Source organism: Thalassospira sp. NFXS8 (genome assembly GCF_040148805.1).
Lineage (GTDB): Bacteria > Pseudomonadota > Alphaproteobacteria > Rhodospirillales > Thalassospiraceae > Thalassospira.
The window spans coordinates 19105-32380 of record NZ_JAGEMF010000006.1; the positions used below are offsets into that span (position 1 = coordinate 19105).

10 protein-coding genes and 1 tRNA gene are annotated in these 13276 nt (G+C 51.3%); 2 read left to right on the plus strand and 9 right to left on the minus strand.

Annotation, left to right across the window (positions count from 1 at the left end; translation table 11 throughout):
• Positions 1-110: 110 nt before the first annotated feature.
• Positions 111-1598 (plus strand): sensor domain-containing diguanylate cyclase, encoded by a 1488-nt coding sequence (locus tag J4E05_RS21975; protein WP_349600203.1) that lies wholly within the window; start codon positions 111-113, stop codon positions 1596-1598.
• Between the two features lie 126 nt (positions 1599-1724).
• On the opposite strand, the gene J4E05_RS21980 is transcribed toward J4E05_RS21975, so the two are convergent.
• From J4E05_RS21980 to J4E05_RS21990, 3 genes are all read right to left on the minus strand, one after another.
• Positions 1725-2729, minus strand: coding sequence for an aspartate-semialdehyde dehydrogenase (locus tag J4E05_RS21980; RefSeq protein WP_349600205.1), 1005 nt, complete (start codon positions 2727-2729; stop codon positions 1725-1727).
• Positions 2730-2963: 234 nt separating this feature from the next.
• Positions 2964-3134: a DUF3012 domain-containing protein gene (locus J4E05_RS21985; RefSeq protein ID WP_210402925.1), complete on the minus strand. Its 171-nt coding sequence runs from the start codon at positions 3132-3134 to the stop codon at positions 2964-2966.
• 106 nt (positions 3135-3240) lie between these two features.
• Positions 3241-4731: a TrkH family potassium uptake protein gene (locus tag J4E05_RS21990; RefSeq protein ID WP_349600207.1), complete on the minus strand. Its 1491-nt coding sequence runs from the start codon at positions 4729-4731 to the stop codon at positions 3241-3243.
• Positions 4732-5102: 371 nt separating this feature from the next.
• Here J4E05_RS21990 and J4E05_RS21995 point away from each other — a divergent pair, with 371 nt between their 5' ends.
• On the plus strand, positions 5103-5909 hold the full coding sequence (locus J4E05_RS21995; protein WP_349600209.1) for a thermonuclease family protein: 807 nt from the start codon (positions 5103-5105) through the stop codon (positions 5907-5909).
• Positions 5910-5946: 37 nt separating this feature from the next.
• Here J4E05_RS21995 and J4E05_RS22000 read toward each other — a convergent pair whose 3' ends face one another.
• The 6 genes from J4E05_RS22000 to J4E05_RS22025 all read right to left on the minus strand — a co-directional run bounded on the left by J4E05_RS22000 (position 5947) and on the right by J4E05_RS22025 (position 13271).
• Positions 5947-7314: a PepSY-associated TM helix domain-containing protein gene (locus tag J4E05_RS22000; protein ID WP_349600211.1), complete on the minus strand. Its 1368-nt coding sequence runs from the start codon at positions 7312-7314 to the stop codon at positions 5947-5949.
• Positions 7304-9697, minus strand: a complete 2394-nt coding sequence (locus J4E05_RS22005) for a TonB-dependent siderophore receptor (RefSeq protein ID WP_349600213.1) — start codon at positions 9695-9697, stop codon at positions 7304-7306. The genes J4E05_RS22000 and J4E05_RS22005 overlap by 11 nt, the downstream gene beginning before the upstream one ends.
• Before the next feature lie 241 nt (positions 9698-9938).
• Positions 9939-10982, minus strand: a complete 1044-nt coding sequence (locus J4E05_RS22010) for a FecR family protein (protein ID WP_349600215.1) — start codon at positions 10980-10982, stop codon at positions 9939-9941.
• A 157-nt stretch (positions 10983-11139) separates the two neighbouring features.
• Entirely contained in the window at positions 11140-11709 is a 570-nt protein-coding gene (locus J4E05_RS22015) for an RNA polymerase sigma factor (protein ID WP_349600217.1), read from the minus strand.
• A gap of 165 nt (positions 11710-11874) precedes the next feature.
• Positions 11875-11948 (minus strand) — tRNA-Gly (locus tag J4E05_RS22020).
• A gap of 81 nt (positions 11949-12029) precedes the next feature.
• Positions 12030-13271, minus strand: a complete 1242-nt coding sequence (locus J4E05_RS22025) for a PQQ-dependent sugar dehydrogenase (protein WP_349600219.1) — start codon at positions 13269-13271, stop codon at positions 12030-12032.
• Positions 13272-13276: the final 5 nt, after the last annotated feature.

Below are 13276 nucleotides of genomic sequence, written 5' to 3' on the forward strand. Positions count from 1 at the left end.
GTGCCGGGATTTTTCCATCCAAAAAAAACGCTGTGCTATCATTACGAATAATAAAACGACGATGGTGTTAAGTAGCATTTTCAAATACATTACAAATCCGCGAAATATTGGTGCTGCGTTTATGGTTTGCGCGCCCGTTTTGTAACCAGATGGAATCCGAAGTGCCGGGAAGAAAGCTACATTTTGCCCTTATCCTGTGTGTCCTGTTGGGGATTGGGTTTCTAACAACCAGCTTTGTCAGCTTTTATGTTGCCCGCGATTCCCTGCAAGAACAAATCGCTGAAAGCACACTGCCGCTTACCAGCGATAATATCTATTCCGAAATCCAGCGTGATTTGTTGCAGCCGATCTTCATTTCGTCCCTGATGGCGCATGACACGTTCTTTCGCGACTGGACGCTGAATGGCGAACAGGATTCCAAACTGGTCACAAGGTATTTAAGCGAAATCCAGAAACGCTATGGCACGGTAACGGCGTTTTTTGTCTCGGATAAAACCAAAAACTATTATCATACCAGTGGCATCCTAAAGCAGGTATCGGCGGATAACCCCGATGATTCATGGTATTTCCATGCCCTGAACATGAAAGACCCTTACGAAATCAATGTTGACCACGATACGGCAGATCAATCGCGGTTAACAATTTTCGTCAATTATCAGGTGCGTGATTACGAAGGTAAGGTTATTGGTGTGACCGGGGTTGGGTTGGCAGTCAATTCTGTCACCAACCTGATCGAAACCTATCAGCAGCGCTATGGTCGTACGATTTATTTTTCCGATCGCGAAGGCAACATCACCCTGCATGGTAGCGATTTTGGCAACGACCGCACCTTACAGGCCCATAAAAGTATTCGCCCGCTGGCAACCCAGATCCTGACATCACCGGGCACATCGGTTAGTTACAATGATGGCACCCAGACCATTTTCGTCAATAGCCGACTGGTGCCGGAATTTGGCTGGTTATTATTGGTCGAACAACACGAACAGCTTGGCGATCAGCGCATTGAAAATACCCTGCTGATCAATATCGCCATTTCGCTTTTTATTACTGTTCTGGTTGGTTTTACGGCCTATTTCACCATTCGGGGCTACCAGCGACGGTTAGAAGAACTGGCATCCTATGACAAGCTGACATCAGCCTGTAACCGGCAGGTATTTGATCTGGTATTTGAAAAAGTAACCAAGGTTTGCCGCCGCCGCAAAGACCCCCTTTCCATGATCTGTATGGACCTGGATCAGTTCAAGGAAATCAACGACACCTTTGGCCACCCCGGCGGGGATGCCGCGCTGCGCGATGTCGCCAGCATGATCCGAAGCCTTATTCACGAGGAAGATACCCTGTGCCGCTGGGGCGGTGACGAATTTGTCATTCTGTTGCCTGGCCGTGACAGAAGTAGCGCCATGCAGCTTGCACGTGCCATCGCCGACATGATCCGTCAGAACGGGGTACGGTTTGGCCGGGAAAACATTCAGCTTACCATCAGCGCCGGTGTAACCGAATATCGCGACAGTGAAACGCTCTCCTCGATCATTAATCGCGTTGATCAGGCACTTTACAGTTCCAAGAATGCGGGGCGCGACCATATTTCACAGGCCTGATCAAAGCCTCGCTTCCATACCAATCAATCAGTCATCTTGCATGGTTGAAGATAAAAAAATGGCCCCGACAATCAATTTGCGGGACCATTTCCGTATCAACAGTGCCAAGGCACCAAAATATAAAACCTAGGCAATCGACGCTTCGGCAATCTGCACGGCGTTCAAGGCAGCGCCCTTCAGCAGCTGGTCACCAGCGACAAACAGCTCCAGCCCGTGATCCCCGAAAATCAGGTTGGTGCGAATACGGCCTACTTCGACATCGTATTTTTTAGTCGCGTTGATCGGCATCGGATATTCCAGTTTTTCAGGATTATCCACCAGCTTCACACCCTGGGCTGTTGCCAGCACATCGCGGGCAGCCTGCGGGGTGACCGGCTTTTCGGTTTCAACCACGATTGATTCCGAATGGGTCCGTTCCGTCGGGATACGCACGGCGGTACAGGAAATCGCCAGATCCGGCACACCGAAAATCTTGCGGGTTTCCCAGGTGACCTTCATTTCTTCACGGGTATAGCCGTTTTCCTGGAAGGTATCGATATGCGGAATCACGTTGAAAGCCAGCGGATGTGAAAATACTTCCGCCTTGATTTCCTCGCCCTTCAGGCCTGATGCCAAACCTTCACGCAATTCATTCATGCCCGGCTGACCAGCACCCGATGCGGCCTGATAGGTCGAAACAAACACCTTTTTCAAACCAAACGCCTTATGCAGCGGCCACAGGGCCACAGCCGCAATGGCGGTGGTGCAGTTCGGATTGGCAATCAGTTTTGACGTTTTGGCAAGGCCACCATTGATTTCAGGCACAATCAGCGGCACATCGTCGCGCAGACGGAAAGCCGATGAATTATCGATCACAAGGGCACCTTCCGCGATTTGCGGGCCGTATTCCTTGGCGAAATCGCCAGATACCGCCAAAAACACGATGTCGCATTTCTTGGCATCTTCCACCGAAAACAGGGTCACGGTTTTAGTGCCGTATTTAGTCTCCAATGTTTTTCCTGCCGAGCGTTCGGACGCGAAAAGGGTGAGTTCACCCACAGGAAAATTGCGATCAAACATAACGTTGATCAGCTCGACGCCAACCGCACCGGTTGCGCCGATCACACCGACATGGAGATTTTCGGCACTCATAATATCTGACTATCCTCGTAATTTGTTGTGTCGTTTTTCGACCCCCGCGATCATTCACGGGCCGTGCATTATAGGGATTTCCAACTATAACGCAAATCAGGGTTCGTGCGGGTTATCCCGCACTATGATTGCCCGTTAAAACGCAAAACATCCCTCAATGTTCCCTGTTGCATCCGCAACACAAAACAAATGTTCTTCATTCAGGGTGTGTCAGTCTGCTTAAAGCCCGATTTTTCAGGGCATGCAATTTTTGGCAAAATCACTGGTCTGGTTGGCCGTCCAGTCGCTTTTGGCCGTATGTTCCATATTGTTGCACCAGTCCTTACTGCCAATTTCAGGAGCACAGGCAACCAGCGTCATTGTTACCATCATGGCGGCCAGGGCGATGATAATTTTACGTATCATTCCCATCGTCATCCTCCGTTCTGGTTATTCTTAACCTTAACGCTAAAACGACGATGGGGCGAAAACAGGGCAAAGACCTGTTGATCGCGCGGCAGCCAATCCGCGATCAATCACGCCAAAAGGCGGGCATCAACAATACCAGCAAGGTTTCAAATTCCAGCCGTCCCAGCACCATGGCAATATCCAGAACCCATTTCGCCCCGTCCGGCAGACTTTGAAAATTCCCCGCCGGGCCAATGATTGGCCCCATGCCGGGGCCGACATTGGCCAGGGCTGTGGCCGATGCGCTCATGGCGGTTATCAGATCCAGCCCAGTAAAGCCCAGGGCCACGGTAACGCCGATATAGCTGATGGTTAACAGGAAAACAAAAACCGTCACCGCGCTATAAATGTCGCTGGTGATTTCGTTGCGGTCAATATAGCTGACCGTAACGGCACTGGGGCTGCGCAGGCGCAGGAAATGCGCGCGCAGGCCGCTAAACACAACATAAAGGCGGAACATTTTAAACCCGCCCGCAGTAGACCCCGAACAGCCGCCAATAAAAGTGGCAAAGAAAAACAGCATAACCGCAACCGGGCCCCATTGCAGGTAATCGCCCGAAGCAAAACCGGTGGTGGTAATGACCGACACCAGATTAAACGAAGCCAGGGTAAAGCTGGCCCACAAACCATCGTTTGAAACCTGCATCAGGCGGATGGTCAGCAAGAGGGTAAAAAAGGTCGATACCAACAAAAACAGGCGAATTTGCTGGTTGTCAAACAGGGCGCGAATGCTGCGTTTACGCACCATCACCGCATAAGCGGTAAAGGGCAACCCGCCGGCAAACATGAAAACAGTGCCGACCCAGTGCAAGGGCCAGTTTCCGGCAAATTTGCCAAAGGATTGATCGGTGGTGGAATACCCGCCAGTGGCCAGCGTCGTCATGGCGTGATTGATGGCTTCAAACCACGTCATACCGAAAATGCGATACAACACCATGCAGGTCAGCGACAGCATGGCATAAATCACCACGATTTGCAGGCACATGTCGCGCATACGCGGGCTGAGCTTTTCCGACCTGTCCGAACTTTCCATCTGAAACAGCTGCATACCGCCCACCCGCATCATCGGCAGCAGGGCAAGGGCCGTCACAATAATGCCAATCCCACCCAGCCATTGCAGGATGGATCGCCACAAAAGCAGGCCCGGTGGCATGGTATCAAGCCCGGATAAAACCGTAGACCCGGTGGTGGTCAGCCCGGAAATGGTTTCAAAAACCGCATCGCAAAAGCTGATATCGAGGGAGGAAAACCATAATGGCAACGCACCGGTTACACTTACCGCGATCCAGGAAAACCCGGTCAGAACATAGCCCTGCCGGGCAGTTACCCGCGGCCCGATATCAGACCGGCAGGCAAGACAGGTCATACCGCCCAGACCAATGCTGGTAAACGATGCCTGGGTAAAAATCAGCCAGTCGGGATTTCCGAAATACAAATCGACACTTGCCGGAATCAACATCGCAGCACCGATGATAATTACCATCAGCCCAACAACAAAAAAGATCGGTTGCAGTCGTAACAAGGCGGCATCCATGCAAGTTTGTACAATCGGCATTAACCATGCCGGGGCGTTTGGTCCGGGAGACGATCTGATTTACCCGTTATCGCGTGGGCAACGCCTGCGCGGCCATTTTATACCACGCACCTTTCCCCGATCCCTGTTTATCCTATGCTCTATAACCGTAAATTGCTTCGGGTGCATCCCGTTATCGCATGGTTTTCGCAATCAGGGCCTTAAACTGGCATCTTTTCGCCGTGTTTTCGCATCATCAGTGCTATGGTCTGCTTTCCGGGGGTTTACCGGGCCTGTCCCTGCCCGTTAACCCGGAACCATCGTGCCTTTCCCGGTGCCTTCCTATGGTGGGTGCCAGACAGGCCTGATGAAACGATGCGGCCAAAGCAAAGATAAAAGCAAAGAGAACACCCATGATCCTGCCCGCTGCTTTCTGGCGAAAATTCCTGCAATCGCGTGTTTATATTCCGGTTCTGGCTATCGGCCTGCTGGCCGCCCCGCTTGCTTTGGGCCAGCCTGCCAATGCCCAAAACGCGGAGACGGCGCAAACAGCACAAACCGCCAAACCGGCAACCCCACCCGATGTCAATAACCAGACAGCCTTTAAGGCCGACGGGCACAAGGTTTTTGCCATTGATGGCGACACCATCCTGATTGACGGGCATGTGTTTGACATTGCCGGGATTGACGCACCCGAACTGGGCCAGCAATGCCTGCATGACGATAATTTGCAAGATTGTGGCCTGTCCGCCGGGATGCAGTTGCAGAAATACTTTATCATGTCCCCCTTTCCCGCCGAATGCGTGCTGGCCGATGACCAGCGCAATGATGGCAGCAAGGATAGCGGGCTGGATGGCAAAAACTGGCCCCGGGTGGAATGCTCGATTGGTGATCGCGACATTGGATCAGCCATGATCGCAGATGGCGAAGCCCTGCCGATTCCTGGTTTCTCGCTGGATTATGATGACCAGGCCAAACAGGCCGCCAATGCCGGCATCGGCCTTTATGGTGCCAAAATGGTGCCCCCTGCCGAATGGCGCGAGGGCAAACGTCTGAAGGGTGAAAAACAGCGCTGCCTGTTTGTGGGTGATGGCAAGGGCCACTATGTCAGCCCGCTTGATTCGCGCTTTGTCAATTTCGTGCGCAAAGATGCCCCCGTCACCCCCTGCAGCGACGAAGAAGCCCGCAAATCCGGGCTGGAATATTTGCCGCGTGAATAAGCCATCTGTTTTTAGCAAAATGCTCTGGCGGCACCTTTCATTCCGGTGGCACCTTATTTAAACGATAACAAGACCACAGCCAGATCAGTTTGATACTGAATGTCGTCAAAAGCCAGAGACCAACAAAGACCGTCACCCCGATTGGCAATTCAGCCAGTTGTCTGTGGCCGTCGATCTTCGGGCCAATGCGAACCAGATACACCCACATGATAGGCAAAGAAGCCAATGGCAACAGGGTGAATACGCCCGCCAACATCAATGTTCCACGCCGCTTTGGGCCGGTTTTGCGTGATCTTTGACGTTTTTTCATATGCAGCCAGGCACCGCTTAGAGCCAAACCAGATAGGGTCAGCCCAAAGACAAACCACAAAACTTTGGTTAGCAAACCGCCAAACGCGCCAAAATGCAGCGGATCGGCCATGTCCGACCACCGCCAATAAGGGGACAAGTCATCTGCGTGCTGATTAAAAACAACCTCGCCGGTATGCGGATCGAGATAGATTTTGTTTGCGCGATCACGCACCAGAATATCACCGGCCTGCCCGATCACGTAAAAATACCCGCCGCGATTGGGGTAAATCCCGGTAATGCGCATATCCGGCCGTGTTGTTTGTGCACGAACCAGTAAATCGTGAAAGGGCAGGCGTTGATCTGACAGTGTTTCAAGCCGGGGCAAAACATTTACCGCCAACGGAAAGGAATCGACATAGGCAAACTTTCCATCGCCCAGCTTGTAGCGCCCTTCTTCAAACAAATACCAGCTACCGGTCAGGGATATCAGCACAACGAACCACAGGCTCCAAAGACCTGCCAGCTTGTGCAGGCTGCTCCAGAAGCTGACCGATGATTTCCCCGTTCGCAGCGCAAAAAACCGGCGCCACCAGCGTCGGTAAAACAATAATGCACTGATCATTGCCAGGATGAGCGGCACGGCACACGCCGTTATGATGAATTTTCCTGCACCGTAAAAGCCAAACAGGGCTTCGTGGTATTCGCGAAAAAACCTTTCGATGGTGAAAATCGACTGACTGCCGGTAACCTTCAACGTTGCTGGGTCAACGTGAACAATCCGCCGCTCCCCCTGCTCCGTAATGATATCAACCGTAGCGGCAAAAACCGAATAAAGCGGTTGTTGCAGAAACTCGATCCGGGCATTTGGAAACTGCTGTTTAACCGCGGCAAAAATGCCTGAAAAATCGACATCCCCGGCAAAGGACGCAATGCGTGCCGAAGGCGTTACCAGCCAGTCGAATTCCTGCGAAAGAGCGGCGAAAGCGCCGCTCCAGCAAATGGTAAACAGCATCAGACCAAAGCAGACACCAATCCAGCTATGCCAGTCAAACCACAAGGGTTTAACTGGCTTACCTGCCTGCTTCCTGCCATAGCGTGCAGGATCAGAACTCAAACCGGATGCTCCCGAAGAACGTCCGCGGTGCGCCCACGCTCACGCGATATGTCCCACCAGAGGCAACATAATATTGTTCGTCCGTCACGTTCTTGACCCCAAGGTCAAATCTTGCCCGAGACTCGTTTCGGACCGGCAAGTAATACCACATGCCGACATCAAGCAGCGTATAATCCCCCAGTTCAAAACTGTGCGCACTGTCTCCATAACGATTGCCAACATGGTAAAGTCCGGCCCCAAACCCCAGGCCCTTCAAACTGCTTTCGGCTTTTTGAAACTCATAGCTGGCCCACAGGCTGGTCGTAATATCTGGTGTATTGGTTGGTGTGTTGCCATTATTCGCATTCTCGCTGACAATTTCAGCATCCAGCAGCCCGACCCCGGCGCGCAAGTTCAACCCTTGAACCGGATTGGCGGTAATAACGGCTTCGGCCCCACGTGACCGAATACCACCTGTCATTTCAGGCGTCCCATTGACCGTTTCAACAACATTTTTCTGATGAATATCAAAAAGCGCGCCGCTTAATAAAAGGCGATCGTTCCACCCTGACCATTTTGCGCCAACTTCATATTGCCGACCTTTCTCGGGGGCAAACACGGCAGTGGTTTCGTTGCCGGAATAGATATTCTGAGACTGGAAAGTTTCGGCATAGGATGCATAAAGTGACAATTCCTCGACCGGTTTCCAAACCAGGGCCGCAGATTTGGTCAAATGTCCATCTGAGTCCGGATCAAAACCGCTGGCTGTATCGGTCAGGCGATCAACCTGATTATATTCGTTCGCGACAACTTCGTAACGCGCACCAAGTGTCATGGTGACCGCATCGGTCAGATGAATGTCGCCCTGGGCATAAGGACCATAGGAAAGCTGTTTGACCTCGGTATATCGACGCAGGATCGGATTGCTGTCGGTATTGTCAATCAGGGTAAAGGACGACGGGTTTGAAACGGTTCCGCCCGTTTGGTTCGCCCCGGCAAAGTTGGTCCAGCTTTCGTCCTGATGACGCAATTCAACACCTGAAACCAGATCCACAGGCAGCCCGGCGTCAAATTCACCGCGCAATTGCATCCGAACAAAGGCCGTGCTCAATTCGCGATCATCATTGCCCTGAACCCGGCGCGTCAAAATGCCCGTATTCGAAACATTAACAACTTCGTTGCGAATTTCATCAACTTGCTCGTAGGCATAAAACAGCTTGTTTTCAAACGTCCAGTTATCGTTGAAAACAGGTATCGCGGTATCGAGCTCCAAAATATGGGTCGATACGTCCCGATTATTCAAATTAGACTGATCAAACCGGGTCTCAACCGATGTGTTGACGATGTTGCGCTGCGTCCCGTTTCCCGGAACAGTAATAACACCGCGATCAATCGGCCGCTCATCATGCGTATATTCGTAATTGAAGTTAACATTCGCGCCATTATCGGCCTCCCAATAGAAAGAGGACGACAAGAACTGGCGATCAATGTCGGATTTGCGAAAATTTCGGCTGTTTTCTGCTGAAGTTGTCAAACGATAAGCAATTGTTTTTTCTTCATTAAGTGGCCCGGTAAAATCCGCCTGGACCTCGCGTTCACCATATTCATCAAAATCGGTCGCGATATGGTTTTCACGGATGAACTGGGGCTTTTTGGTAATGATATTAACCAAACCACCTGGTGTCATCTGCCCGATTTCGGCAACCGGCCCCTTTACAATCTGCACGCTATCGACCGTATCGGGGTTCACGCGGCCATTGGTTTTCAGGCGAACACCATTCCGGTAAATATCATCCCGGCGGCGAAACCCTCTGATCAGAAAATCCTCGCGGCTACCGCCATAACCGTCAACATTCACCACATTAGGTGACAACCGATAAACATCTTCCAGTTCGCGGGCATGCTGATCTAGCAAAAGCTGTTCGGGAATAACATCAACCGTCCTTGGAATGTCTGTCACATCCTTGGCAACCAACGTGCCCGTCTCGGAATAACGGCTGTCATAACGCGATTGGCGGGTGCCAATAACGGTAATTGCACCGACTTCAACTTCATCGTTAAGGCTTGAAGCCGCCGAGCGCTTTTCAATCGTAACAGAACGATCCGCTGTATAGCGAAACTGCAAATCGGTCCCACCCAACAAGGCCTGCAATCCGTCACTGGCCCCAAATTCGCTTTGCAGGGCCGCAGAACGATAAGAATAAATCGATTTTTCGGTGTAAAGAACCTGAATACCGGTCATAGCTGAAAATGCCGCAAGCGCCTGAGGTAAAGGCTGCGACGCAATATCAAACTGATATTTTGTCTGATTTTCATCCGCGAACTGGTTTTTCTTTACCTCGTCGCCCCATGCCGTGTGGCTATTCATAAGTGCCGCAAACGACACCATAAGGCACATACTCATGCCTGTTTTTGATCTGCCCAGCGTTCCCAATTCAGTTCCCCAACTCTATACATCATCAAATTGCGAATACGGCGCATTCGCGACATATAAGTAAGACGGGCCAGAAACGATTACCCCCTAGTCCAATACCTCTTTTTTAAGAAAAACTGATTTCCAACAAAAAAATCCGGAAAATAACCATAACTAACTGATTTACATATATTTTTCTGGAAATATCCGCAAGGCGTGTAGCCTTACGTGATCAGGCGTCGCCCCGCCAGACAAGAAAAACAAAATAATCCGTCAACCTGATCACACGCACGGGAAGCGTATTTTCAATCGCGCCAAGAACACGGCCTATATTGTCGGTTTGAAAAACGCCACTGATATGCAAATCGCGCAGACTACTGTTCGCAATAACAATTTTACCCGGATAATAACGGTTCAGCTCGTTAACCACCTCTGAAACCGGTGAGTCATAGAAAACCATCTGATCATTTTGCCACGCGGTAGTTGCAAACACATCAAACGGGTGGGCGGCGGCAACGCCCTGACGCGTCAAGCTGGCCTCCATCCCTGGCGCCAGCACTGTTGTGCGAATGCGCGGCGCGGCATTGTCCCGCAATTCGACCCTGCCCTTTACCAGGCTGACAAAAACAGCATCCGCCGTTTTGCGAACGTTAAATCGTGTCCCCAAAACTGTAATATTTCCCAACGCGGTTTCCACCACAAACGGCTTTTTCGCATTGTGGGCCACATCAAACCACACTTCACCTTCCTGCAATTTCACCAGTCGCTTATCGGAGGAAAAAGCAACTTCCAACTGACTTTGCACATTCATCATGACCTTGGAACCATCCGGCAAGGTCCGGGTCATCGGCTGTTGGGTCGTGATATAAAGATCAGGGTTAAAATATTGTTCGACGTCATTTTTGACGTAATGCCCCATCACAACACACACCACTATGACCGCAGCAAGGGCCATAGCTCGCCGCCAGGAAAAATGCATTTGGCTGGCACCCTTTGATTTTCCGTCCTGTGTTATGAACTCGCCTTGCGAAACCTGCGTTTGCGCCCGCCAGATGCGCTTAATTGGTAATTCCAGTTTGCCCCATAAAAGCTCGACCTCGCAAAAAGCAGCCCGATGCAAAGAAGACTGTTCGCGCCAGCTTTCAAATTCAGCAACAACCATTTCATAACGCCCATAAGAGGCCGGTAAATCGCGCAGGCGTCCGTGCCAAAGAACGGCCTCCTGAAACAGCTCGTCCGAAATGTCTGCGGAAAAATCCGCATCGTGCTCATTCATCCCAATCTGCCCCAGCCATCGTTTTTCGCGATAAAAACCGCGCCACCTTTTGTCCCAACATTAAATGCAAAGAACATCCGGGCGCCGTTCAACCTGTTCTCGCAATCACTAAAACATTGGGAAAACAAACTTATGCTGCCATTTCGAGGGTGTTTAATCACAGGTCACGTCTTGCATCTTGCAGGCAACGGCGACATTCGACCATTGCCCGGGCGACATGATTTTCGACCGTCCTGATCGAAATATCCAACGTTTCGGCAATTTCCGACATTGAAAGTTCCTGACCGCGATACATCAAAAAAACCTGACGACATTTTTGCGGCAACCTTGCCACCACATCGGAAATCAACGCCAATTCCTGACGGGCCGACACCATATCTTCATGCGATGGCACAGCAAGATCATGCAGGTGCGACGGCGCATCCGGTTCCGTGCTTTCATAGTCCTGTGGTTGTGAAAGTTCAACATGCTTGCGCACGGAATGACTGCGATGATGATCAACAACCAGATTACTGGCCATTCGGTACACATAAGCACGCGGATTGCCCGGCATTACCACCGTGGTTATGCAGGCCCGAATCCATGTTTCATGAACAATCTCTTCTGCCAAGGGGCGTGACCCGGTTCGACGGACGACAAAGGTCAGTAACTCGTCATAATATTCTTCAACGACTTGCGCCAAACTGGTGAAACGTCGCCTGGTCATATAGACACGCTGTAAATCCATTCCTAAACACCTGCGGCCTCCGGGAAAACCAACCGCAAGGAATAGACACCATATAGATTATGATTATCATTCTCAATTTAATTATATGAGAATATCCCACAAAGACAAATCACCTGTGACGGTTCACACAAGCTTTAGACTTAATCATATCTGATTGGGGAAAGCTGGAGCGGGTGAAGGGAATCGAACCCTCGTCGTAAGCTTGGGAAGCTTCTGCTCTACCATTGAGCTACACCCGCTTTGCGGCACGCTTTATAGCCTGACTGATCAGCCTGCGCAACAAATTCGCGCAAGAGATGCCGCAAATAATTTTCCAACCATCACGAACCCGGTGTTAACCGCCAGATCGCCCCGGCATGATCATCGGAAACCAATATGCTGCCATCATCGCCATAGGGTTTGATATCGACAGGGCGGCCCAGAACGGCGCCATTCGCCAATAAAAACCCTGATAAAAACGGACTGGCGGAAACCGGTTTGCCATCGGTAAATTTTACCCGAACGACCTTATACCCATCGGGTACCGTACGGTTCCATGATCCATGCAGTGCCACCAGCGCATCGCCCTTATAAAAATGTATGCCTAATGGTGCATTATGGGCGTTAAAGGTGAAGGCTGGAAAAGTTACCTCGTGGGGGACAGCTTCATTTTTAAAATCTGGCGCGCGGGTTTTATTGCCGGCAAACCACGGGTAACCATAAAAATCTCCGGCACGGGTGGCGTGGTTCAGCTCTTCACGCGGAACATCATCACCCAGCCCGTCACCGCCATTATCGGTAAACCACAAATCACCCCTATCGGGATCAAAAGTCAGCCCTACCGAATTGCGTAAACCCGATGCATAAATTTGCGGGGTTCCGCCTGTGACCGGAAGCGTAATGATGGTGCCTTCAAGGCCGGAAACCTTGCAAATATTACAAGGGGCGCCCACGGCAACAAACAGGGTTTCCCCATCCGGGGACAGGGCAAGATAACGCCAGCCATGATGGCTTTTATCTGGCAGGCCATCAAACAAAACAGCCGCAGGCGCCGCCAGTTTTTTGCCATCAAACCCGGAAAGATCAAACGACACCACCCGGTCCTGATCGGCAACAAACAAAGTACCGGGTTTATAAGCCACGCCATTGGCCGAGGTAAAATCCGACGAAATCCGGGTGACGGTGGCCTTTGTGCCGTCTGCCCCCGGATCGGTCACGAAATATAAGCTGCTTTCACGCGTCCCAACAAAAATGCCACCCAGTTCCGGTGCCACAGCGATGGAACGGGCATTGGGCACAGCGGCAAAAACCGAAAGCGCGAACCCGTCAGCCACATTAAGCTGTGAGCGGGTTTTTTCCAGCATTGCCGATTTATCGGCAGCAAATGACGGGGTAAGAGGTGCAACAACCGTCACCAGGGTGAGCACAACCAAACCGGCATAAAGCCGGTGCCCGCTTTTTTGTATCGGGGCAAAACACCCCCGTAAAACGGATAACAACAAAAAACGCCCGCCCGCCCCAGGCGCACGAAACAGTGCGAACAGAAAGGCGAAAAGCGGGCGTAATTTACGGACTTTGGGCATTGTAT

Excerpts from the sequence above, each read along its gene's own strand:
- J4E05_RS21980 (WP_349600205.1), bottom strand. The coding sequence starts at position 2,729 with ATGAGTGCCGAAAATCTCCATGTCGGTGTGATCGGCGCAACCGGTGCG.
- J4E05_RS21985 (WP_210402925.1), bottom strand. The coding sequence starts at position 3,134 with ATGATACGTAAAATTATCATCGCCCTGGCCGCCATGATGGTAACAATG.
- J4E05_RS21990 (WP_349600207.1), bottom strand. The coding sequence starts at position 4,731 with ATGCCGATTGTACAAACTTGCATGGATGCCGCCTTGTTACGACTGCAA.
- J4E05_RS21995 (WP_349600209.1), top strand. The coding sequence starts at position 5,103 with ATGATCCTGCCCGCTGCTTTCTGGCGAAAATTCCTGCAATCGCGTGTT.
- J4E05_RS22005 (WP_349600213.1), bottom strand. The coding sequence starts at position 9,697 with ATGAGTATGTGCCTTATGGTGTCGTTTGCGGCACTTATGAATAGCCAC.
- J4E05_RS22010 (WP_349600215.1), bottom strand. The coding sequence starts at position 10,982 with ATGAATGAGCACGATGCGGATTTTTCCGCAGACATTTCGGACGAGCTG.
- J4E05_RS22015 (WP_349600217.1), bottom strand. The coding sequence starts at position 11,709 with ATGGATTTACAGCGTGTCTATATGACCAGGCGACGTTTCACCAGTTTG.
- J4E05_RS22025 (WP_349600219.1), bottom strand. The coding sequence starts at position 13,271 with ATGCCCAAAGTCCGTAAATTACGCCCGCTTTTCGCCTTTCTGTTCGCA.